Source organism: Peribacillus sp. SRI_006, from assembly GCF_057586375.1.
The window spans coordinates 313029-334519 of record NZ_JBYCZT010000004.1; the positions used below are offsets into that span (position 1 = coordinate 313029).

Annotated in this window: 25 protein-coding genes, 1 pseudogene and 1 riboswitch; of the genes and pseudogenes, 7 read left to right on the top strand and 19 right to left on the bottom strand. The window is 40.9% G+C overall.

Features of this window, described 5'->3' with window-relative positions; all coding sequences use genetic code 11:
• Positions 1-104 precede the first annotated feature (104 nt).
• Both AC2YHV_RS07580 and AC2YHV_RS07585 read right to left on the bottom strand, forming a co-directional pair.
• Positions 105-1214: a D-alanyl-D-alanine carboxypeptidase family protein gene (locus tag AC2YHV_RS07580; RefSeq protein ID WP_057276938.1), complete on the bottom strand. Its 1110-nt coding sequence runs from the start codon at positions 1212-1214 to the stop codon at positions 105-107.
• 984 nt (positions 1215-2198) lie between these two features.
• Positions 2199-3170: an acyltransferase family protein gene (locus AC2YHV_RS07585; RefSeq protein WP_487372941.1), complete on the bottom strand. Its 972-nt coding sequence runs from the start codon at positions 3168-3170 to the stop codon at positions 2199-2201.
• A 366-nt stretch (positions 3171-3536) separates the two neighbouring features.
• Here AC2YHV_RS07585 and AC2YHV_RS07590 point away from each other — a divergent pair, with 366 nt between their 5' ends.
• Positions 3537-3929, top strand: a complete 393-nt coding sequence (locus AC2YHV_RS07590) for a thiol-disulfide oxidoreductase DCC family protein (protein WP_487372942.1) — start codon at positions 3537-3539, stop codon at positions 3927-3929.
• Between the two features lie 75 nt (positions 3930-4004).
• Here AC2YHV_RS07590 and AC2YHV_RS07595 read toward each other — a convergent pair whose 3' ends face one another.
• The 7 genes and pseudogenes from AC2YHV_RS07595 to AC2YHV_RS07625 all read right to left on the bottom strand — a co-directional run bounded on the left by AC2YHV_RS07595 (position 4005) and on the right by AC2YHV_RS07625 (position 7567).
• On the bottom strand, positions 4005-5351 hold the full coding sequence (locus AC2YHV_RS07595) for a DUF3238 domain-containing protein (RefSeq protein WP_487372943.1): 1347 nt from the start codon (positions 5349-5351) through the stop codon (positions 4005-4007).
• A gap of 135 nt (positions 5352-5486) precedes the next feature.
• On the bottom strand, positions 5487-5933 hold the full coding sequence (gsiB, locus tag AC2YHV_RS07600; protein ID WP_063575296.1) for a glucose starvation-inducible protein GsiB: 447 nt from the start codon (positions 5931-5933) through the stop codon (positions 5487-5489).
• Positions 5934-6103: 170 nt separating this feature from the next.
• Positions 6104-6307, bottom strand: a pseudogene (locus AC2YHV_RS07605) (KGG domain-containing protein); the annotation flags it as partial.
• A 156-nt stretch (positions 6308-6463) separates the two neighbouring features.
• Complete coding sequence (locus AC2YHV_RS07610; RefSeq protein WP_034309764.1) at positions 6464-6619, bottom strand: YvrJ family protein; 156 nt, start codon at positions 6617-6619, stop codon at positions 6464-6466.
• A gap of 40 nt (positions 6620-6659) precedes the next feature.
• Entirely contained in the window at positions 6660-6878 is a 219-nt protein-coding gene (locus tag AC2YHV_RS07615; RefSeq protein WP_053536155.1) for a DUF2922 domain-containing protein, read from the bottom strand.
• Positions 6879-6921: 43 nt separating this feature from the next.
• Complete coding sequence (locus tag AC2YHV_RS07620; RefSeq protein ID WP_053536156.1) at positions 6922-7140, bottom strand: DUF1659 domain-containing protein; 219 nt, start codon at positions 7138-7140, stop codon at positions 6922-6924.
• A gap of 145 nt (positions 7141-7285) precedes the next feature.
• Positions 7286-7567: a DUF2798 domain-containing protein gene (locus AC2YHV_RS07625; RefSeq protein ID WP_063575294.1), complete on the bottom strand. Its 282-nt coding sequence runs from the start codon at positions 7565-7567 to the stop codon at positions 7286-7288.
• A gap of 129 nt (positions 7568-7696) precedes the next feature.
• Between AC2YHV_RS07625 and AC2YHV_RS07630 the strand changes: the two genes are divergently transcribed.
• Entirely contained in the window at positions 7697-8560 is an 864-nt protein-coding gene (locus AC2YHV_RS07630; protein WP_487372944.1) for a LysR family transcriptional regulator, read from the top strand.
• A gap of 146 nt (positions 8561-8706) precedes the next feature.
• Positions 8707-9366, top strand: coding sequence for a hypothetical protein (locus AC2YHV_RS07635; protein ID WP_328118343.1), 660 nt, complete (start codon positions 8707-8709; stop codon positions 9364-9366).
• A gap of 43 nt (positions 9367-9409) precedes the next feature.
• On the opposite strand, the gene AC2YHV_RS07640 is transcribed toward AC2YHV_RS07635, so the two are convergent.
• The 4 genes from AC2YHV_RS07640 to AC2YHV_RS07655 all read right to left on the bottom strand — a co-directional run bounded on the left by AC2YHV_RS07640 (position 9410) and on the right by AC2YHV_RS07655 (position 11345).
• On the bottom strand, positions 9410-9664 hold the full coding sequence (locus AC2YHV_RS07640; protein ID WP_034309781.1) for a sigma-G-dependent sporulation-specific acid-soluble spore protein CsgA: 255 nt from the start codon (positions 9662-9664) through the stop codon (positions 9410-9412).
• 107 nt (positions 9665-9771) lie between these two features.
• On the bottom strand, positions 9772-9969 hold the full coding sequence (locus AC2YHV_RS07645) for a helix-turn-helix transcriptional regulator (protein ID WP_034309784.1): 198 nt from the start codon (positions 9967-9969) through the stop codon (positions 9772-9774).
• 28 nt (positions 9970-9997) lie between these two features.
• The gene (locus tag AC2YHV_RS07650) at positions 9998-10489 is read right to left on the bottom strand and encodes a DUF6773 family protein (protein WP_487372945.1); all 492 of its coding nucleotides are present in this window, start codon (positions 10487-10489) and stop codon (positions 9998-10000) included.
• 286 nt (positions 10490-10775) lie between these two features.
• Positions 10776-11345, bottom strand: coding sequence for a dihydrofolate reductase family protein (locus AC2YHV_RS07655; protein ID WP_487372946.1), 570 nt, complete (start codon positions 11343-11345; stop codon positions 10776-10778).
• Positions 11346-11535: 190 nt separating this feature from the next.
• Here AC2YHV_RS07655 and AC2YHV_RS07660 point away from each other — a divergent pair, with 190 nt between their 5' ends.
• The 3 genes from AC2YHV_RS07660 to AC2YHV_RS07670 all read left to right on the top strand — a co-directional run bounded on the left by AC2YHV_RS07660 (position 11536) and on the right by AC2YHV_RS07670 (position 14908).
• Positions 11536-12462, top strand: a complete 927-nt coding sequence (locus tag AC2YHV_RS07660; RefSeq protein WP_487372947.1) for an NAD(P)-dependent alcohol dehydrogenase — start codon at positions 11536-11538, stop codon at positions 12460-12462.
• A 723-nt stretch (positions 12463-13185) separates the two neighbouring features.
• Positions 13186-13401, top strand: coding sequence for a hypothetical protein (locus AC2YHV_RS07665; RefSeq protein WP_487372948.1), 216 nt, complete (start codon positions 13186-13188; stop codon positions 13399-13401).
• A gap of 356 nt (positions 13402-13757) precedes the next feature.
• A riboswitch (purine riboswitch) is annotated at positions 13758-13861 on the top strand.
• A 177-nt stretch (positions 13862-14038) separates the two neighbouring features.
• Complete coding sequence (locus tag AC2YHV_RS07670; RefSeq protein WP_487372949.1) at positions 14039-14908, top strand: 5'-methylthioadenosine/S-adenosylhomocysteine nucleosidase; 870 nt, start codon at positions 14039-14041, stop codon at positions 14906-14908.
• Between the two features lie 110 nt (positions 14909-15018).
• On the opposite strand, the gene AC2YHV_RS07675 is transcribed toward AC2YHV_RS07670, so the two are convergent.
• The 3 genes from AC2YHV_RS07675 to AC2YHV_RS07685 all read right to left on the bottom strand — a co-directional run bounded on the left by AC2YHV_RS07675 (position 15019) and on the right by AC2YHV_RS07685 (position 16785).
• Positions 15019-15390: a hypothetical protein gene (locus AC2YHV_RS07675; RefSeq protein WP_487372950.1), complete on the bottom strand. Its 372-nt coding sequence runs from the start codon at positions 15388-15390 to the stop codon at positions 15019-15021.
• Between the two features lie 166 nt (positions 15391-15556).
• Positions 15557-16282 carry a ZIP family metal transporter gene (locus tag AC2YHV_RS07680; RefSeq protein ID WP_487372951.1) on the bottom strand — a complete coding sequence of 242 codons (726 nt, stop codon included), beginning with the start codon at positions 16280-16282 and terminating at the stop codon, positions 15557-15559.
• A 164-nt stretch (positions 16283-16446) separates the two neighbouring features.
• Positions 16447-16785: a hypothetical protein gene (locus AC2YHV_RS07685; RefSeq protein ID WP_057276953.1), complete on the bottom strand. Its 339-nt coding sequence runs from the start codon at positions 16783-16785 to the stop codon at positions 16447-16449.
• A gap of 198 nt (positions 16786-16983) precedes the next feature.
• Between AC2YHV_RS07685 and AC2YHV_RS07690 the strand changes: the two genes are divergently transcribed.
• Positions 16984-17478 carry a L,D-transpeptidase family protein gene (locus AC2YHV_RS07690; RefSeq protein ID WP_487372988.1) on the top strand — a complete coding sequence of 165 codons (495 nt, stop codon included), beginning with the start codon at positions 16984-16986 and terminating at the stop codon, positions 17476-17478.
• Positions 17479-17563: 85 nt separating this feature from the next.
• On the opposite strand, the gene AC2YHV_RS07695 is transcribed toward AC2YHV_RS07690, so the two are convergent.
• The 3 genes from AC2YHV_RS07695 to AC2YHV_RS07705 all read right to left on the bottom strand — a co-directional run bounded on the left by AC2YHV_RS07695 (position 17564) and on the right by AC2YHV_RS07705 (position 21165).
• A complete protein-coding gene (locus tag AC2YHV_RS07695) occupies positions 17564-19165 on the bottom strand; it encodes a sodium:solute symporter family protein (RefSeq protein ID WP_487372952.1) in 1602 nt (533 codons plus the stop codon).
• A complete protein-coding gene (locus tag AC2YHV_RS07700; protein WP_153246165.1) occupies positions 19166-19306 on the bottom strand; it encodes a hypothetical protein in 141 nt (46 codons plus the stop codon).
• A gap of 101 nt (positions 19307-19407) precedes the next feature.
• Complete coding sequence (locus tag AC2YHV_RS07705; protein ID WP_487372953.1) at positions 19408-21165, bottom strand: sigma-54 interaction domain-containing protein; 1758 nt, start codon at positions 21163-21165, stop codon at positions 19408-19410.
• Positions 21166-21491 lie beyond the last annotated feature (326 nt).

Consider the following 21491-nt stretch of genomic DNA (forward strand, 5'->3'; position numbering starts at 1 on the left):
TGTCCTCGGATCATCAATAAAAATAAAAGAGTACACCTATCATTCATGGATGATAAGGGCACACTTTTATTTTTTATAAACTGGGGTATGTATAGGAACAAGTTTTAAAATCCTCCCAACCCTAAAGATGGGACAGAAAATTTAATTAGCTTATCATTGATTGTTTCTTGTTTAATCGGGGCAGGCAATACTGTGTTCCTAACATCAGCGACCGTTTTAAGGTCAAAGGAGTCGATTGCTTCCCCTTCTTGGTTCATGATAGAAAGCATTCCATCATTACTCGTTTTTAGACTAGGTTGATCACTGATTAAATGAGTATAGTATATGTCTTCGTTCAGCGTGTAGGAATTAGAGTAATCCGCTGAATAAAGTTTGCTTTTTTTATCAATTTTTCCTGATTTAAAGTTTTCAAAGCCATAGTTGAATAAAAGCCTGGTATCAGAGTAGGCAACTTTGTCTGAAGGAGCTTTTAGAGTGACAGCAATCAATTCCTGTTCTCCTCTAGTGGCAGTAGAAATCAGGGTGTAGCCGGATTGACTTACGAAACCGGTTTTCCCGCCGGTTATTCCCTTATAGGGGAGTTCGCCTTTTAACATTTTATGATGGGTAATCAGAGTTGTGTCCCATGTTTCCACTTCCCATGGTAACTCCTTCTTCCCAAAATACTCACGGAATGTTTCATTTTTCATTGCATATTGGGTAATTTTCGCAAGGTCACTGGCCGTAGTTACATGGTCTTTGTCAAACAATCCATGGGGGTTCGTAAAATGAGTATCGGTAACGTTTACTTCTTTTCTTAAAAACTCATTCAAATCTTCCATGAACAATTTTTCACTGCCAGACATATGCTCGGCAATTGCGATGGCTGCATCATTTCCGGAGTTGATTAGCATGCCTGCAATTAATTTGGAAAGCTCTATTTCCTCCCCAGGTTCAATAAATACGGAAGACCCGTCTGCCTTCGCCGCTTTTTTGCTAACAGTCACCAGTTCGTTCTTATCCCCGTGTTCTATAGCATATATCGCCGTGGCCACTTTCGTTAGACTGGCTGGATACATACGTTTATCCATGTTTTTTCCGTATAATACTTTTCCACTTTTCGCATCAATAATGATCCCGGCTTCACTATTGAGAGGTAAGTCAGATTCTGCACTTACCTTCGTAGAGGCGAAAGGGATTAAAGCCAAAATGAAGATGATGAAAAACTTTTTCATATGCCGCTCCTTTGATGATAGTTAAATCTTATATAGTTATAATAAAATAAATCTGAATGTTTAAAGTTGTTTTATTGAAAGTGAAATACAAAAGTAATTACCCCTTAATAATTTTGGAAACATTTCGGGTAATCACCTTCATTTTCTTTCCTGAAATAACTTTAAAAGGGTTGTAACCCTTTTAGTGGAGCCTCCATTTAATCTCCATTAAACGGATTTTTTAGCAGCTCACTAAATACCTGGAAATTTCTTTTCATGAAAAAACCCTTCAAACGGAAGGGCTCTGGCTGTAGAGAAACTCTAAGAAAAGCGAGTTTGACTGCAGTTTTTTCTTTTAAAAATTCCAGTTGATTTCAGAAATCCGCTCCCTTTCCGCCGACTGTCTGCCAAGCCTCCTCGACGCAAGCGTCTGTGGGGTCTCGGCTAGCCAGTTATTCGGCAGGAGTGTCGCATATTTCTTCCATCCATTAAGGATTACAGGAAAAAAACATGAAGGATAACCTTGTCTTAAATAGGGTTTGGAATGTGTCCAGCCTACAGTTTCTTCTTAACAAAAGTTCCAGTTGATTTCAGAAATCCGCTCCCTTTCCGCCGACTGCCTCCAAGCCTCCTCGACGCAAGCGTCTCCGGGGTCTCGGCTAGCCAGTTTTTCGGCAGGAGTGTCGCATATTTCTTCTTCCATCCATTAAGGATTACAGGAAAAAAACATGAAGGATAACCTTGTCTTAAATAGGGTTTGGAATAAGACGAGCCAGCAGTTTTTTCTTTTAAAACACAAAGTTGATTGGAACGGAAGGTGCGAGACTCCTGCGGGAAAAGCGCGTCGAGGGGAGACCCCACAGGCGCAAAGCGACGAGGAGGCTCCCTGACCGCCCGCGGAAAGCGAGTACCTGGAGTGGAAATGGACGTTCCATGTTTTACAAACCTAAATGAAAATTGAGCAAACTTGTTTTCATCGAGTTTGTCTACAGTGTTAGATTTCTGTTATGTTTTCATTTTCGTTCCTATTAACGCACATTCCACTTTCACTATCGGTTTTCTTGATAATATAAATATTATGGTTACAGGTATGACTAATAAAACATAGTATTGGCCACTTTCTTTGATCCAATCATAAATAAATGAGTTGTAAACATATTCCAGGAAAAACATATGAAAAAGATAAATACCTAATGTAATGGATCCTATTTTAGTAAAAAACGTTTGTTTTTTAGGAACTATACATAAAAAACAGTAAGTTGCTGCTCCCATAATTAAATATACGAGTAACTTATATATAAAACCGAGGGCAATGGAGCCTTCCATTAATTCCTGATAACCTAAGCGGCCATAAAACCATTCCCTCCAAGTCATTTCCCCATAGAAATAAATACCGATAAAGATTAACCCTAGTAAAGCCCAGCCGATCAGGGCATTACTTTTCTTTTTAACCCATTCAAAATGATTTTTTTCTAAAAAATGTCCAATTAAAAAGAAAGGAAAGAAAAAGAAGGTTCTCGACAAACTTAACCATTCATTCACTTCACCAAAGTAACCGATTATTAGAGAGACAATGATTGAAAGGGCGATTCCATATTTCCTGGAGGAAAATATAAACAATAATATATTCCAGCAGAATAAGCTTATTAAGAACCATAAAGCCCATCTTGGAGTCAATATTGTGAAGTCTATTGGTTCATCAAATACCTTCCGATAATAGAAGGTATATATCACCTGGAATATTACATAGGGAATTAATATTTTCTTAATGAGCCCCCAGAGGTCCTTTTTGCTTTTTATCTTCCTGGAAAAATAACCGGATACTAAAATAAAAGCTGGCATATGGAATGAAAAAACAAACAGATAAATAGTTAAAATCCATTGGTTTTCTTCCACCATTCTAGCTAATGTGTGCCCCAAAACAACTAGTACGATTAAGACAGCTTTCGCATTGTCAAAATACGGATCACGTTTCATGAAATCTTACCTCCTATAAAGAAACTGCCAGTTATATTTTCTAACCCTCATTTATGGTTTGAATGAAAAAGCCGGCGTTCCTCTACTATAGGATTGCCGGCCTGGAACTTCATTGGAGTATCTACCATATCACAGCTTGTTTACAGTTTAGTTAATGGAAAATAACAGTTTGATAACAGTCAAAAAACTGCCTATATATGGGTACACCCGCTTAGTGGCTTACGTACCCGTTAGTGACTTGCCGGAACGAACAATCTCTTCCATCATCAAAACTCCAGGCAGTTCCAGACGTTTTCGTCTTTTCAAAACGGGTAGTGTATTATATAAGCATGAGTATGATAACGTCTCTCTATAGGAGGAATGTTCATGAATCCGGTCATTTTGTTTGATGGTGAATGCAACTTTTGCGATTCGAGTGTCCAGTTCATTATCAAGCGGGATCCGCAGGGGCTTTTTCATTACGCTTCGCTTCAAAGTGAGGCAGGACAAGAGTTGCTGAAGAAGTATGATGTTCCTGTAGATATAGATAGCATGGTGCTGATCGAAAAGGATAAGGCCTACTATAAATCGTCTGCAGCCTTGAGGATTTGCCGCGGCTTACAAGGGGCATGGAAATTGCTTTACGGTTTCATCATCGTCCCAAGCTTCATCCGGAACTTCGTTTATGATTTCATTGCCAGGAACCGTTACAAATGGTTCGGAAAGAGAGAAGAAAGCTGTATGCTGCCGTCGCCAAGTGTTCGAAAGCGGTTTTTATAAGAAAATGTAGTGGTTGGATTGGCATTGGTCCTCAACAAAAAAAGGACGATAAGCGCTCTTGGCTTTTCGTCCTTTTCATTGTGTGAATGTGGAGTATCTCCATAAATGATTGGCCGTAGGGTGCGCCATCATTTCGAGCCCTTTGTTTTCCGCTAGGTGCAGCGGTTTCCAGTTTTGGTCATCTGCCTCCTTTAGGTAGACTTCGTGATGCGGGGCCTGATCATGATAGCCAGCGATATTGATTTCACCATTTCGGTAAAAGGTCCCGATCACTTTATAATCCACGGCAGGTGAAATGATGATCGGATTGCCTACAGAGTGTGTCAGCTGGATTGTCGTTTTCTCATGATTGGATACTACGCGCTTCACTATAACACCTTCATCCGAGGCCACTCCCTCCTCAAGGAAATCCCCATCATGGTTGTAAGCCTCACTTTTCCCGACCGCTTTGGAAAATTCAATCTCGGCTTCCCTTTCCTTTTCGTGAATGTACACATCGACCCTGGTCCGGAAACGGGATGATTCAGGATCAAACCCGCGGTTGTCTCCTTTAAAATAGGGAACCTTTGAGGCTAGATTGGGGTTTTTCAGCCACTCTTCCGGTAAAAAAGTGGAATAGCGCAGCTGCCAATTTCTTTTCCTTTTACCATCCACATCGCTTTCAACTGACTGCAAAAGCTGTTTTACAGGTCCTATCTTTTTTGTATTCGTTATTTCCTCGATCGCCGCCTTTGCTTGGGATGAGCCTTTTTTTACGGCTCCGACAATACTAGCTACAAGGGATTTCACGGCATAGGACTCCTGCTCCGAGCGCGGGAGGGGCCGCTTCGCTTTAATGGTATATGTGTATTCCTGATCTTCACTAATACTCCGATCAATGAAGGAACATCCGCTCACTTTCCCAATATCCACGCCGTTTCGATAAATCGTATATTCTTTTATTCCCTTGATGGGCTCCCATTCCAGGCTGGCTTGGCCTTTTGCGACAATTGTGGTGAATACCAAATCCAAAAGGATATTATCCTCTTTTTTATTTTCGGCGGTCGTTGATGTCTGTATTTTCATCCTGTTCACTGCCTGTTCTTTTTCATTCAAGCTATCTATCGTGTACGTATAGATGGTTCCTGGAGCCAGACCCCGATCTGCAATCTTCGGCTCAGAGCCGCTGTAAATCAGCTCTCGCCCCCTGAATACCCGATAGTAACCACCTTCATCAGGCCAAATAAGCTTGATGGAATCCTCTTTCCGTTCGATCTTGCACATTAATGAAGCCGTTTTGAATACCGCTTGATGCTTACTCTTATTGGAAACCAGATAAGCAATTCCCGCAAGACCAAGAGCAAGCAATGAATGCCGTGCAGTGAATGTAACTCCGCCTACTTTTAAACGGGGAAATGAATAATGGGCAATCAACCTCTTCATCACCTCTTCTTTTCTAGGTGTTATTCTTTACCCACTTTAATCCCTGAGCACACTTTGCGATGTGCTGTGCTGGCATAAAAATACCGAGGGAATGTTTACTCCCTCGGTCATTTATAAGTTTCACTGGATTATATTTTAACGGCGGCTTTTTTCCCCGCCTTTGCGTCCTGCTTCTTCACGGCTCATTTTTCCATCATCGGAATCATCACGTTGATTGCCCCGTGCCTCTCCGCCTTTTTCGCCGATTTCCTGATAGAATTCCTTGCCATGACTTTCGGAAGTGGCTTCTCCGCCTTTTTTACCAATCTCTTGATAGAATTCCTTATCATGATTTTCGGAAGTGGCTTCTCCGCCTTTTTGGCCAATCTCTTGATAGAATTCCTTATCATGATTTTCGGAGGTTGCTTCTCCGCCTTTTTGGCCAATTTCTTGATAGAATTCCTTATCATGATTTTCGGAGGTTGCTTCTCCGCCTTTTTGGCCAATCTCTTGATAGAATTCCTTATCATGATTTTTCGCTGTTGTTTCTCCACCTTTACGTCCTGCTTCTTCACGACTCATTTTCTCATTGTTGTTAGCCATTAAAAATTCCTCCTTATTATTTGGATTTTCCATGTACTAGCTACATATGTCATGTACCCGCTTGAACAGCCATAAAACTAGATTCAGCTATAAACTTCAGATCGTTTTTTTTAGCGGCGGCTTTTTTTTCCCGCCATTAAGTCCTGCTTTTTCCTGCTCATTTTTCAATCATCGGAATCACGTTGATCGGCTCTAGCCTCTCCGCCTTTTTTGCCGATTTCCTGATAGAATTCCTTATCATGATTTTCGGAAGTGGCCTCTCCGCCTTTTTGACCAATCTCTTGGAAAAATTCCTTATCATGATTTTTTGCTGTAGCTTCCCCGCCTTTGCGGCCAGCTTCTTCCCTGCTCATTTTTTCATTGTTGTTAGCCATTAAAACTCCTCCTTATTATTTGGATTTTTGATGAACTAGCTACAGTTTTATGTATACCCGATAGTTTTGATATAAAACTAGAATCTATTAAAACTTTTCCATTTTAAAAGGAAAAGCCTCATGGATGCTATCACCCACGAGGCTCCCCGATTATCCTTAACCTGACTTCGGAATCCCTTCTCGCAGGCGTTCTGGCAGCTCCACAAGGGTTTCATTCAAAGTATCCAATTTCGTTTCAATCCTATGAAGCAAATAAAGGGTAACAATGATCGGGAACCCAATATCACTGACAAACGGCAGGATTTGATCCACTTTTTCCACCTCTCTTCCAGGGTGACCTACAAAACCGTTCTTAGATGAGTTCCACTTCCTCGACATTCCGCTCGACAAGGCGTGCCGCTTTCAAATCGACGAAATCCCCTGAAGATGTGACGAACACGTTCCCCGCAATGATTTTTTCCATTGCCAGTTTAACCGTATTCACTTCGACCGGCTCCTTCGGATTATCAACGGAAATCGTCGCTGACTTTCCTTCCTCCGTAACGAAAATCAATTCCAGTACTTTAGCCATTTCCAATCACCTCCCCCGCTTTCGGCATCTTTCCAAATACCGTTTAGCCAATCAATGAATACATATCGACCCTTGTCACTTCACCCATTGGATAATTCTGCACACTTGTGATTGCAACAGCCGTCGAAAACAATTGATCCGCCGTCGCCTCGACCTTGATGTTCGAAAAGGTCCTCCGCTTGAAAACGAGAGCCCCTTTTTCATTTAACCCCGTCTCAAAGTCGATCCGCAACGTACTTGAAACTGGAATCTGCTTTGCCATGCCACTCACCCCCTTTCACACTCTATATAAACTTTTACAGGATGAAAGTAGCATGATCTTGAAATTTTGCAGGGAAACGCAAAAAAGGCTCCCCATCATTTGGGCAGCACTAAAATCAGGAAATCCTTTTAATTATCTACTGGCATCATCCATTGTCTTCTTCTCTCACTAATAAATCCTTCTCAATCATGAGCGGTTTTTCTACAAAATTAATTCTTCTCATTATTTGTTGTATGACTCTCGGAAAGAAGTAAGCTCCAAAGAAAGCACAAATAAAAGCCTGTGACCAAGTTTTTAACCATGCAGATAAGAATTGATGATCATACCCCCTATTTATTGAGACTAATATGAATGAAATAAAAAAGGACATACAAAAAGCCATTAAACATGCATAAATAATATTTCTGTATTTAACGTTAATCTTCATTATTTTTCTGCTTCAACTCCATGATTTAATTTTAGATTCCAACTATATTTTATTTCTTCCATTTACATTAGTAAAACCAATTTTTATAATAGTTCTATTAGAATTACTAATGCAAAGGGGTCAGATCGGTTGAATTCGTATTATGCTTTTATCAAAACCATAGAAACAGGCAGTTTTACAAAAGCGGCTGAAGAACTTGGCTATACGCAGTCCGCCATTAGCCAGATGGTCCATTCATTAGAGGAAGAGCTTTCCACCACTCTTATCTTACGTTCTCGAAAGGGTATTACACTGACACCAGATGGCGAGGAATTTTTGCCATATATCAGGAAGATTTGCAATTCACATAGGGAACTGACTGAAAAGCATAAAGAGATGGAGGGACTGCAAAGCGGCCTTATTCGAATTGGCACCTTTTCCAGTGTTACATGTCATTGGTTACCAGGATTGATCAAGGATTTTAAGGAACTTTATCCAACTGTACATTTCGAATTACATCAAGGAAATTATACGGAAATCTCGAACTGGATTAAAGAAGGCAGCGTAGACTTCGGCTTTGTGAATTCAAATGTTTCGGATTTAACTATGATTCCCTTGCAAGAAGATGAGATGGTGGCTGTGATGCCAGTAGATCATCCTTTAACATCATCCACAGAAGTCTCCTTGGAGGAATTGCTAAAAGATCCTTATATTCTGTTGGATGAGGGAGTGATACATGAACCATTAACGATTTTTAAACAGTACGATTTTGAACCTGATACACAATACCGGGTATATGATCCTTATGCGATTATATCCATGATTGAACAAGGGCTTGGCATTTCGATTTTACCGAAACTGCTCTTACATAAATGTCCCTATAATATTGTAACGAAAAGCATCTCTCCTTCTATTATCCGAACCATTACTTTGGCGTATAAGGATAAAAGAGTATTGCCAATCGCCAGCAGGTATTTTATTGACTTCATCATTGAAAGGTATAGGGAAATCTAACGTTTTTGCTTTTATCTTATTTTCCCTTTACATTCTTTTTTTATTACGGACATTCCTGATGCGTTGTTAAATTGCAGCTGCCTTTAAATGGCATGTCATGTTCGGCTTTTCTGGGAAATAATAATCTCGAAAGGAAGTGGATGTTGATGTCATTAGAATGGTTTGACAGAGTAAGCGGGGAATTGCAGGATCATCTTAAATCAATTTGTGAGAAATACGATCGCAATGGCAGTATGATCGTGGAGCGCGGGTCTAAGCATCCACGCATCGAGTTTTATACAGAGCTGGAAGACGATGAACGGGATTATTTTTCCTCGCTGTTTTTTGATCCGTATAATGAAGAATTTTATATGGAATCGTTCGATCCGGATTTAGGGCAGATCAGCAAGGTCATCCTTTCGGATATTGAAGATATCATCGATGCTGTCCATGAGAGCTTCCATAACTATTTGGAAGAAGATAAGGATGATGATGATTACGATTATGCATATGAAATGGATATAGAAGATGATAATGATGACTTGTATGATCCTGACGGCGAAAATTCCGATATATACGAAATTGATGTAGATTGGGAAACGCCTGAAGTGACTGCCTATATCCAGGATAATGAAGTGGAGGTCACCTACCAGTTCGGTATCGTTCAGGAGACGGGTGATGGTGTGCTGAAACGGATCAATCGGATTCGGACAGCGGATGATGACCTGATAAAGGATGAAACGAATTTCATTTTCAGCAAGGAAGAAGCAAGCACAATCATCGCCATGATAGCCAGTCATATGGATTCACTTAGTGAAATGGAATAAAACCAACAAAACCTTGTCCATGATCATCATGGACAAGGTTTCATCATATAATGATCAGTTCATATACCTCTGATAATTGCGTGACCCGTTCCGAATCACTCGCTTCCTTTGCATGCTTGATTTCCTGAGGAAGAATATGGTTAAGGAGACTGGCCTCTTTACCGGATAGCTTATTGACGAGTTCTTCTTCCGAATGAAAGTGTCCGCTTTTGATTTTATTATATATTTCCTGCGCCTCAGGATATTGGTCCGTATAGTTAGACAATATCTCACGTAAGTAACCAATCGTACGATCCATCAAACCATCCCTCTCGAATGTTAGATTTTTGCTTACATGCTATACCTTCCCCCATTTTTTGATGATAAATTCCTGAAAAAAAGATATCCAAGTCAATGGATACCCAATTAGTCTTCCTCCCAAAACAAATCATCCAATGTACGGGATAATGCTTTACAAATCCCGACACATAAACTTAATGAGGGATTATACTTTCCGGATTCAATCAATCCTATCGTTTGCCTGGATACGCCGACAATCTTGGCCAGTTCTTCTTGTGACAAGTCCTTTTCTACTCTCGCAAGCTTCAGTTTTATATTTTTCAAGGGACAGCACCTACTATTTCTTATTATCTTAGCTATTTTTCATTCCGATTTTCTTCGCCAGCAAGTATATACCGCCAAAAAACAGAAGTAAAAACGGCAAATAGATCATGACGGATACAAACGATACCAATATAAAATACCATACGCCCTGGGAACTGCCATCGGCATAGGATACAGCACTATTCACGCCCATGAATATAGCGATGATAAGTGCTAAAGCAACCGCTCCAAGAACCGTCTTCTTGCTCATCGGTGTTTTGCTGTTGCGGTCATGCATCTCCACCTCATCCCAGAATACACCTAAGAAAATCGAACGAGCTAAGTAATACAGCCCCCCTCCAACAAGGATCGCGAATTCCAGATATAACTCCCCGCTGCCTGCACCATATTTATATAATTTGAAAAGTGCACTCACCAGGCAAATGACCAAGATAACATAATACATTTCTTTATAAATTTTATTTCTTACATTCTCAATCCGCTCATCCGTGATCTTTTTCGTTCGTTTAAATAGATTCATCTTTAATCGACCTCCATTTAATTCCATCGCTTCCCCTTATTATATGATTCATTTTACTTTTTGCAACATATATATTACATTTTATAATTTATAAATTGCATTATGTATAAAAAAAGGTACCCACACATCAAGTATGGATACCTATTTATGGCTTTACTCGTAAGTTTTGGGGATTTACTCGTGAATTCTAAGCATTTACTCGTGAGTTTTTGGGTTTTACTCGTGAATTTCAACGTTTTACTCGTGAATTCATCATTTTACAAGTATATTTCATCATGCTTAACAATTACTCTTCATTAAGATGATAGCAAAGTTGGACAACGCCAGAGGAAAAGCTTTTTGTATTAACCAGTGTTAGGTTCAATCTCTCCTTTATGTCAATAAACAAAGGTTTTCCTTCCCCTAAAATAACAGGGTGAACAGATAACCTGAATTCATCAACCAGCCCCAATCTTATAAAAGATGTAATAAGACTTGACCCTCCATAAAGCCAGATGTCTTTACCAGGTTTATTCTTTATTTTATTTACTTCTTCAACAATATCATCATTTATGATCGTTACGTTATTATCCGTGCTTTTTTTCGTTTTAGAAAACATGAATTTTTGTTTGCCATGAACGATATTCCACATTTCCTTTTCAGTATCGGATACCTCATTTTCTGGCGTATATTGTCCCCATAAATCATAGCTTTTTCTTCCATAAAAAATAGCATCAATTTGATTCAAGAAATCAATGAACCCCATTTCAGAGTCCATAATGCACCAGTCGATTTCTCCTTTCGGCCCTTCAATAAATCCATCTAATGTAACTGCTAAATCTAAAATAATTCTTCTTGGTCTTTCGTTAATGGCCATACTTTAATCTCCTTCTTTTATAGAATTCCCCTTGTTGATCAGCGTTACTGCCCCTGACCGATACTGGACAAATACCTGCTGCTTTTAAGCATTCATTCTAAAGTTTTTTCCGTTTCTCTTACATGTAGTTTTATATTACAGCTTCTATCATAGTATTAAAAGATTGTATCAAAAACTAAGGAGACTTGCGATGAAAGCAATGGTATGCACGAAATACGGTTCACCCGATGTACTGGAACTCAAAGAGGTAGTAAAGCCAACCCCAAAGGACAACGAAATACTGGTAAAGGTTCACGCGGCAACAGTGGCTTCTGGGGACGTAAGAGTCCGGAGTTTCAATAGCCCTTTCTTATTATGGCTGCCGATGCGAATGTTCCTGGGCCTTAGAAAACCGCGAAAACCGATACTCGGAGTGGAGTTGTCCGGGGAGATAGAAGACACGGGGAGGAATGTAACAAAATTCAAAAAAGGCGACCAGATTTTTGCCATGACTGGAATGAATTTCGGGGCCCATGCCGAATACACATGCTTACCTGAAGACGGCCCAATCGCAATGAAGCCTGCCAATATGACCTATGAAGAAGCTGCCGCCGTTTCTTTTGGTGGAACGACAGCACTGCATTTTTTCAGAAAAGCCAATATCCAGGACGGACAAAAAGTCCTCATCTATGGCGCATCCGGTTCGGTGGGCACTTCCGCGGTACAGCTGGCCAAATACTTTGGAACAGAGGTTACCGGAGTATGCAGTGCCGCTAATTTTGAATTGGTAAAATCATTGGGAGCCGATAAAGTAATCGATTATACGGAAGAGGATTTTTCGGAAAGACAAGAGCAATATGATATCATCTTTGATGCAGTCGGGAAAAGTTCGAAAGCCACATGCAAAAAAGCACTAACCCTGAACGGGCGTTACGTGTCCGTCGAAGGGCAAGGAATAGCAAAGGTACTTACGGAAGACTTACTACTCCTCAAGGAGCTAATCGAAACTGAAAAAATAAAAGCGGTCATTGATAAGCGATACCCGCTGGAACAGATTCCCGAAGCTCATAAATACGTAGAGCTAGGACATAAAAAAGGAAATGTCGTGATAACTTTGGTTGATCATGATAGCCCCTGACAAAATCCATAGTCTTTGTATAAATAAAACGTTCCAGTTGATTTCAGAAATCCGCTCCCTTTCCGCCGACTGTCTGCCAAGCCTCCTCGACGCAAGCGTCTGTGGGGTCTCGGCTAGCCAGTTTTTCGGCAGGAGTGTCGCAAATTTCTTCATTCCAATAAGGATTACTGAAAAAAACTTAAAGGATAAACTAGTCTAAACATAATTGAGACTAGCCTACAGTTTTTTCAAGAAAAGATTCCATTGATTTCAGAGATCCGCTCCCTTTCCGCCGACTGTCTGCCAAGCCTCCTCGGCGCATGCGCCTGTGGGGTCTTGGCTAGCCAGTTATTCGGCAGGAGTGTCGCAAATCTCTTCCATCCTTTAAGGGATTACAGAAAAAAACTTAAAGGATAATCTAGTCATAAACATAATTCGGGTGAGACTAGCCTACAGTTTTTCCAAGAAAACATTTCAGATTATTGCAGAAACCCGTTCCCTTTCCACCGACTGTCTGCCAAGCTCATCAAAGCATGCGCCTGTGGGGTCTTGGCTAACCGTTATTCGGCAGGTGTGTCGCAAATCTCTTCAACCCTTTAAGGAATACTGAAAAAAACTATGAAGAGTAAACTAGTTTACCTTTAAAATTTTGGCTCTGGGCGAGAGCAATTCGGAACTCCTTTTACCGGAAAGTTGATGGACCGCCAGACCCTACAATATTTCTTAAAAAAGAAGTTCCAGTGATTGGAACGTAAGATACGAGACTCCTGCGGGAAAAGCGTGGCCAATGGGGACCCCGCAGGCGCAAGCCGAGGAGGCTCCACGATCGCCCGCGGAAAGCGAGTGCCTGGAGTGGATACACTAACTCAAAAAAACTGTAGACAAAAAAGATTTCTATCTTTTAAAACAAAGTTGATTGGAACGGAAGGTACGAGACTCCTGCGGGAAAAGCGCGTCTAGGGGAGACCCCGCAGGCGCAAGCCGAGGAGGCTCCACGACCGCCCGCGGAAAGCGAGTGCCTGGAGTGGATACACTGACTCAAAAAACTGTAGACAAAAAAGATTTCTATCTTTTAAAACAAAGTTGATTGGAACGTAAGATACGAGACTCCTGCGGGAAAAGCGTGGCCAATGGGGACCCCGCAGGCGCGAGCCGAGGAGGCTCCACGATCGCCCGCGGAAAGCGAGTGCCTGGAGTGGAAATCAACGTTATTATCGAATCAGACCCCCTTAAACACGAACATTAAATTATATTTATATTTTAATGTTCACTTTTATGTTGATTATCTTTCATTTGTTTGTTATATTAGCAAAGTAATAATCATACATATCATTACTCGTATATGCTCGGAAATATGGTCTGAGCGTTTCTACCTGGTTCCCAGTTAAAGAACTAGACTACGAGTTAAAGTATTCGGCCGCCCGCTTTTTGGCAGCTAATGATTTAGCAATCGCTTCACTTTTGCTTGATTATCTATACTTTGACTATCGTAGGTCTAGAAGGCAGCATTCATTCTGCCGTTCTGGACCTTTTTCTTTGACCACAATTGCGAGTGTTTCAAACAATTGGATAATTTGTTTTTAAGGAGAGAAAAAACATGTTAAAAAAGTACACTCTATTAGGAATCATTACTTTACTTTTCGTGTCGGTGATTGCAGCTTGCAGTTCTGCTTCCAAAAATGAAACGGTCGAGAAAAAGACACAAAGGCCGATCATGATTCAAGGTCCAATGCCAATCGAAGCTGAAAATTTCGCGAAAAGGTTAAAAAATGTTAAAAAAGAAAAGTCAGGAGATTTTGTATTTTACATAGGAACTTTAGACAATTATCCTGTAATCGTTGCAAAAACAGGTAAAGGGATGGAAAATACGGCTGCCGCTACAGCATTGGCCATTGAAAGATATAACCCTATTGCCATCATCAATCAAGGGACATCAGGCGGACATGATCCAAGCTTAAACGTTTTTGATATTGTTCTAGGAAAAAGGACGGTAAACCTAGGTTCATTAAAAACGGCAGATAAAGCTGAAAACGAAGGAATCGATCCAACCGTTTGGAAACCAATGGACCTAATGGCTTCTGAAGGAAGTGCAGGAGAAGATCCTAACGCTGAAAAACCACGCTTCTACGAAGGAGATAAGGATTTACTCGCAGCTGCTCATGCAGTTAAAGATACCTACACAAAAGGTAAGGTTGTCGATGGTACTATCGGTTCTGCAGACGTTTGGAATAATGAAGTGGATCGGATTAAATGGTTCCATACGAAATATGGTACATCTGTTGAAGAAATGGAAGGAGCTTCGGCAGCACAAATCGCCAAAGCTTACGATGTGCCCTTCCTAGGTATACGGGTGCTATCCAATAATAAAGTGAATGGCGGTAAATATAACCCTAATACAGCAGCAGCCAATCAAGAATATGTTTATGAAGTGGTCAAAAAATATATCTCTACGATGCCAAGCAAATAAGATAGGGCTCGGAGCATATAGAATTAGAATCTTTTTGGTCAACTATCCCTATAATGAAAAAAAAGAAGAGCACATAATATGTGCTCTTCTTTTTTTCGCGGGTGCCCTAATTAGCTGACTATTGATTCTTCCTCCTTGCAAAAGGTTAAGCTGAGGCTATTCAACGTGTAAAGTCTAGCGGTGAAAATGAATAAATCGCTGTAGTTATTTTCAACGTACTCTTCAATGATTGCCATCCCTTTTCTGAATCTATCAACTAATAAGTGCGTATAGTTTTCATCCCAGGTAAACCGGTTGATCCGTTTAAGTTCATCGGCCAATACTTGAAACTTAAACTCCTCAACAAGAAGCTTCAATTGATACAATTTATCTCTATTTAAACAAAAGCAATTATTTTCATTTTCATGATTTTCCCGGACGAATGTAATGAAACCATTTAAATTATCAGCCAGCATATTCGCTATTTGCATCTCGAAGTTCATTTCTAACATCTCCTCAATGTCTAAAATCTATATGAAGAGTGTATGTTTTGAAATGATATTTTAACACCAGCAATTCTTTTTTCGAGATAGATTTCCTTGTGCATTTCCTTCTATGATAGAATTTATACACAAAAAAATTGCCCCCCTTCCTTCCAAGGGGACAATCTCACATCGAATCCAGAACCAAAGAGATAAGCAGACCGGCTGCGGTGAATATGCCCGTGATCGGTCCTCCGTCTTCATATGCTTCAGGCATCATCGTTGAGGCAATCATGGCGATGATTCCGCCGCCTGCAAATGCTGCCATCGCTGCCAGGACATAGTCCGGGGCATGATCGAGGAATAGATAGCCCGACATCGAGGATAGTGCCGAAATGACCAGGACGGAAAACCACAGCAGCATGATTTTCTTCTTGGAGTAATCACTTTTGAGCAGACCTGTCGTACTTGAGAGCCCCTCCGGAATATTACTGATGAAGATGGCAATGACCAATAGCCAGCTTACCGAGCCGCCGCTTATTAAGCTTGCGCCAATCATGATCGACTCCGGTATGGCATCCATCACCGTCCCGATGAAAATGGCTATGCCCGCTTCCTTCGAAGAGCTATTATTGGACCGTTTCCTTTTATCCGCACCTTTTTTGGAAATAAGAAAATCCAAGGCAGTAAACACGGCGGCCCCTGCTATGAATCCGATACCCGTCGCCCAGATTCCTCCATCACTCACCGAATCAGCAAGCAGCTCATATGCCGCGGCACCAATCAATACACCCGTACCAAAGGCCATAATATAGCCAATGATGTTTTTCTTTATCGGGATGAGGATGGCGGCAAGTGCGCCAAGCAGGACGGCAGAACCTGATACCCCTCCCCAAAAGACCGCATTCCACATAGAATTCCCCCATTTCCTTTTTATAGGATAGTGTACCCGGGTTAATGTTGGGGTAAACAAGGGACGCTTTTTGCTATTCCAGCAAAAAAAAGCAGGTATATTCGCTGCCTTGTTTTTGGGTATAGAATAGTAGAGTACTTATGAGTATCCTGCCCTTCGCTGTCTTATATGACTGATATTTGCGGTTTTCCTTCTTCTCTTTCACTAACCTTTTCGATTTTATCGACAAACATTTGAAAAACCTTTCTCTTTTCTTCCAGCTCTTTTATCGACTCTTTCAATTCGTTCAATTTTTGTTCAAAAGGTTTATGATAGAGCTCGCGGATGTTTCGAATAATTTCATCATTTATAGTGGATTGCACAACTTGTTTAGTAATATTGAATTTATAGGAATAAACCTGAAGGTCACGCTTAACTTCTTCATACTCTTTTTCTATCCCATTTAATACATCACTGATTTCTTCATTCCATTCTACTAAAGCCTTTTTCACATGTTCCTCCACCCTTATTCCCCCTCTTTAACTAACAAAAAATCCATCTCGCTAAAAACTTATTTTATCAAAAGAACATTTCGGTTTCTTTTCGGCTTAGTTACTTAACATATAAGTTTTATTAAAAACAGATAACAGCGAGTTACGAAACACTTTTAAAAATTTACATAGAATGGAACATGACCACTATAACCTATGGAGGTGTTCAGACTGATTCATACAGTTAAACCAGGTGAAACACTGACACAGATATCCAGGGACTACCGGAAACCGCTATCTGAAATCATCGCTGCTAACCCGACCATAAATCCAAATGTCATTAATATTGGTCAACCCATCATGATCCCTGGTTTTCCTCCGGCTGATACCATTCCATTTCAGATCGATGTGTCCGTTAACAATCGTAAGCTAAGGCTGCTTAAAAATGGAGTATTGCAAAAGCAATACCCGATTGCTGTTGGAAGAATGCTTTTCGGTACACCAGTAGGACAATTCATCATCATTAATAAAGACCCCAACCCCGGAGGCCCATTCGGGACAATGTGGATGAGTTTATCAAAAGAACATTATGGCATTCATGGAACGAATGATCCCAGCTCGATCGGTAAAGCCGTCTCAAAAGGCTGTATTCGCATGCATAATCGGGACGTGGAGGAATTATCAAGAATCGTTCCAATCGGGACACCGGTTACGATTCATCCTTAATGTGTCTAGGGAAACCTGGACACTTTTTTTCAGTCAAAAAAAGGCAGGGATTTCCCCTGCCCGTACAATAGTTTCGTTCAATCTATCAATTCATATTAATCGGCCAATAATAAAATACCAGTGTAACCATGATGATCATGACGCCGCTGATCATTAAATAAGCTGGATATCTGCGGGTGATGTTCATTTCTTTCTGCTCGTCTATTTCAATCGGGGTTTGAAGGATATTTGCCTGAAACTCCCTTTCTTCGATGGTGATCGTTCCATATTTGGAGCCAATGATAAGTGCGCCTATGCTTAAGATTAAACCTATGATGACAGGATTGAAGTAAACGGGAAGGCTTATTCCGAACATGCCGAGACTTTCTCCGAGTATCACGCCAACGAAGCCGAATACGATACTCCAAAATGCGCCTTCCTTCGTTACCTTCTTTGAGAATACGCTTGATATGGCAATCGGTCCCCATGATGCCGCAAAAAGTGTAGCCGCAAAGTAGCCAATCCACATGACGGCAGGCGGCTGGAACAATCCAATCAATAAGATGATTAAACTGATCACAACCATGGAAATGCGGCTGGCCCGTAATAAGTGATGATCTGTGTATTCCTTTTTCCGCGATTGTTCCATTATATCCCGTGTAATGCTGCTTCCTATAATCTGAAGGAAACTCGAACAGGATGATAAGGCCGCAGCCATGATGCCGCTGACGATGATGACTCCAAGCCATGTCGGGACAATATTCATCGCTGCCCAAATGAATACCTTTTCCGTCGGGGCAATATCCGCTTTAATGGTGGTGACTGTCGATATGCTGATATGGAGAAACAAATAGACGGTCAAAATGGATATCGTTGCCCAAACGCCGGCCCGGATGGCAACATGTTCATTTCTGGCCATTAAATATCGGCTGCTTTGCCATGGACTCACTGCTATGACAATGCCCCAGACCAAGCCCATGATGACGGCCCAGGCCAATGCTTCCCAAGGAGTGCCCATCGTTGCGGCAGGTCCGGTAATGCCATGCCAGCTTAATAAATCAGGTCGTTCAGCCAGGTTTGCCGCTTTCATAACGGCATCTGGGAACCCGCCTGCGGATTTGATGATATAAGGAAAACTAAGATACGTTGCGATCGAGAATAAAAAGAACATCACCGTATCATTGACCATAACACCCTTCGCACCTGAAAGAATGGTGAAGGATGAATACACGATCCACATGATCACCAGAGCCATTGGATAGGAAACACCCGAAACCTCGGCCAATAACACGGCTGCCCCTTGAGTAACGGCAACCAAGTATGCAGCGATTCCGAGAATCGTCGTGATCGCAGCCGCCAGCCTTACCTTCTTAGAATGAAAGCGGTTACCAAAAAATTCAGGAACGGTCAATGATTTGCTTCTTCTTAAATACCTGCCAAACAGGAACACTCCGAATATATAGCCGCTTGCATTAAAAATAACGAGGATAAGCAGCAGGATCGGATACCCTTCATAGGAAAATCCCGCTTCTCCCATGAAAGATACCGTACTTAGGAAAGAGGCAACAAGCGTACCCGTTATCATCAATGTGTTTCCGCTTCGACCAGAAACATAGTATTCCTCTGAGCTTTTCACTTTCCTGAATAAAAAGATGCCAATCGAGACATACACACAAAAGGATATGATAATACCAAGGAGAAAGGCCACTTACATCCCCACCTTTTCAATCGGATCTTTTGCTTTTATTTCTTCTTGATTTCTTTTCATTCTTACTAGGAAAACCTTCGTGATCCACCCCATGACAATTAAGGAACCCCCATAGCTTAAAGAGAAAATCAGCTCACCCATTTCTTGACCCCCTTATCAAAATAGAAATAATCAATCATTAAATATGCAATATCCATACCAAGTTTTTGAATATTCAGATTTTAACGGAGGTTAATTTATTATTAATCGTCCTGATAGCTAAATTGGTATTTTCCCAGTTTGCGCATGATCGTCGTTTGGCTGACCCCCAGGGCCTTGGCCATTTTTCTGGTTGATTTATAGGTGGAAAGGGCCTGTGACAATAATTGCTTTTCCGTTTCCTCTAATGCTTTTTTCAAGGGAATGATTCCTGTTAAATTGACCAGAGCCGTATCTTTGTAGGTTAAATCGGAAGGCAAATCCTCTATCGTTACGATAGGCTTTCTAGCCGTCACGACGATTTGTTCAATTACATTTTCCAACTCCCGAACATTGCCCGGGTAATCCTGCAGCTGCAGAATTAACTTGGAATGATCATCGATCGTGATGGATTGACCGTATTTTTCATTGAATTTCTTCAGAAAATAATCGGTTAATAATAAGATATCTTCCTTCCGCTCACGCAGCTGCGGTATTTCCATTGGAACGACATGCAGCCGATAGTATAGATCTTCACGAAATTGATTAATCTTGAACATTTGCTTCAAGTCTTTATTCGTAGCGGAGATGATGCGGATATTCACCTTTTTCTCCTTCGTTCCTCCCACCTTCATGAATGTTCGATCCTGGACCAAATGGAGGATTTTCACTTGAATGTCGAGCGGCATTTCCCCGATTTCATCAAGAAACAACGTGCCTCCATCAGCACTCTCAACAAGCCCCTTTTTCCCATGCTTATTAGCTCCCGTAAATGCACCGCTTTCGTAGCCAAACAGCTCGGACTCAATTAAAGCCGATGGAATCGCGCCGCAATTCACTTGAATGAAATTCTTATCCTTTCTGCTGCTGAGATCATGAATGACCCTTGCTAAAACCCCTTTTCCGACTCCTGTTTCTCCATGGATGAAGATCGAGGAATCCATCGGGGCGACTTTTTCAGCTAATTCCAAAACCTTTATCATCTTATCCGAATTTGTAATGAAGTTATTGAATGAAACGGTTCTCGAATTTTCATGCTGGGCCCGCTGGTTCCTAAGCTTCACTCTGTTCAATTGACTTTTCATCTCAACCAATTCCGTGATATCCCTGGAGTTCGAAACGATTCTATATAAGTTCCCCTCTTCATCAAAAATCGGCTTTGCTGTGCAGAATACAGTCACTCCATGCGGATAGGTTTGTTCAGCTGAATGGATCGCTTTCGTTTTCATCGTTTTTAATGTAACCGAATTATTGATCAGTCCCTTTTCGACCAGCTCTTTAATGTTCTTATTAATAAAGGCCTCCGGCGGCAGCCCAGTAAGCTTCTTGCACGCTTCACTCACGAATAACGTGTCCCCATTCGCATCCGTCACGAAAATTTCATCATAGCTGGAATGCAGAATTTGCGTGAGCTCCTTTACCTTCTTTCTTGTCACCTCCAGCTCTTTCTGCAGTGATTCATTTAGACTGATTAAGCTCTTCATCTTCTTTTTAAGCAGCATTTCCCTGACTTCAGAGATCGGATGGCAGCTATATTCGTTATCATTATGTTGAATTACAAAATCATAGATGCTCATATCCTCTTCACTTAGCTTATCTAAATCATCAACGACGACAAACGATGAATTAAGATAAGCCATGATTTCCTGATTTTGACCATCGCTATCCAATCTCTTCAAAAAGAAACCTTCATCCAATATGCCGAGGATTTCCAAGTGATTTTTCATGACAATAAAAGGCGAAGAATTAATTTTCAATAATGCTTTCACATCCAAAATAGAAATATCGGAAAATACAATTAGTGATTCCTTTTTTACTTCCATCACATCACCCCATATTTTGATTTCGAACCGATTTTGTTACACTTTTTGATACGAAAAGAGATAAGTGTCATATTCATAAGCGACGAATGTCTCTATATCAACCAATCTAATGCTGAACCTTTTATGAATCACCACTTTCCAAAAAAGGTTCAGTTATCTATATATAAAATACTATATCCATGAGCCATACCCTCTTTATCCAAGTAAAAAAACGAATATGAAACCACATTCCCCAAACGGCATGGTTATTGCATATTGAACCTGTATAGGGATAGGTAGGGGGCGAATGGATGCCCTCTATACTCTCATTCTATCTAACATTAGGG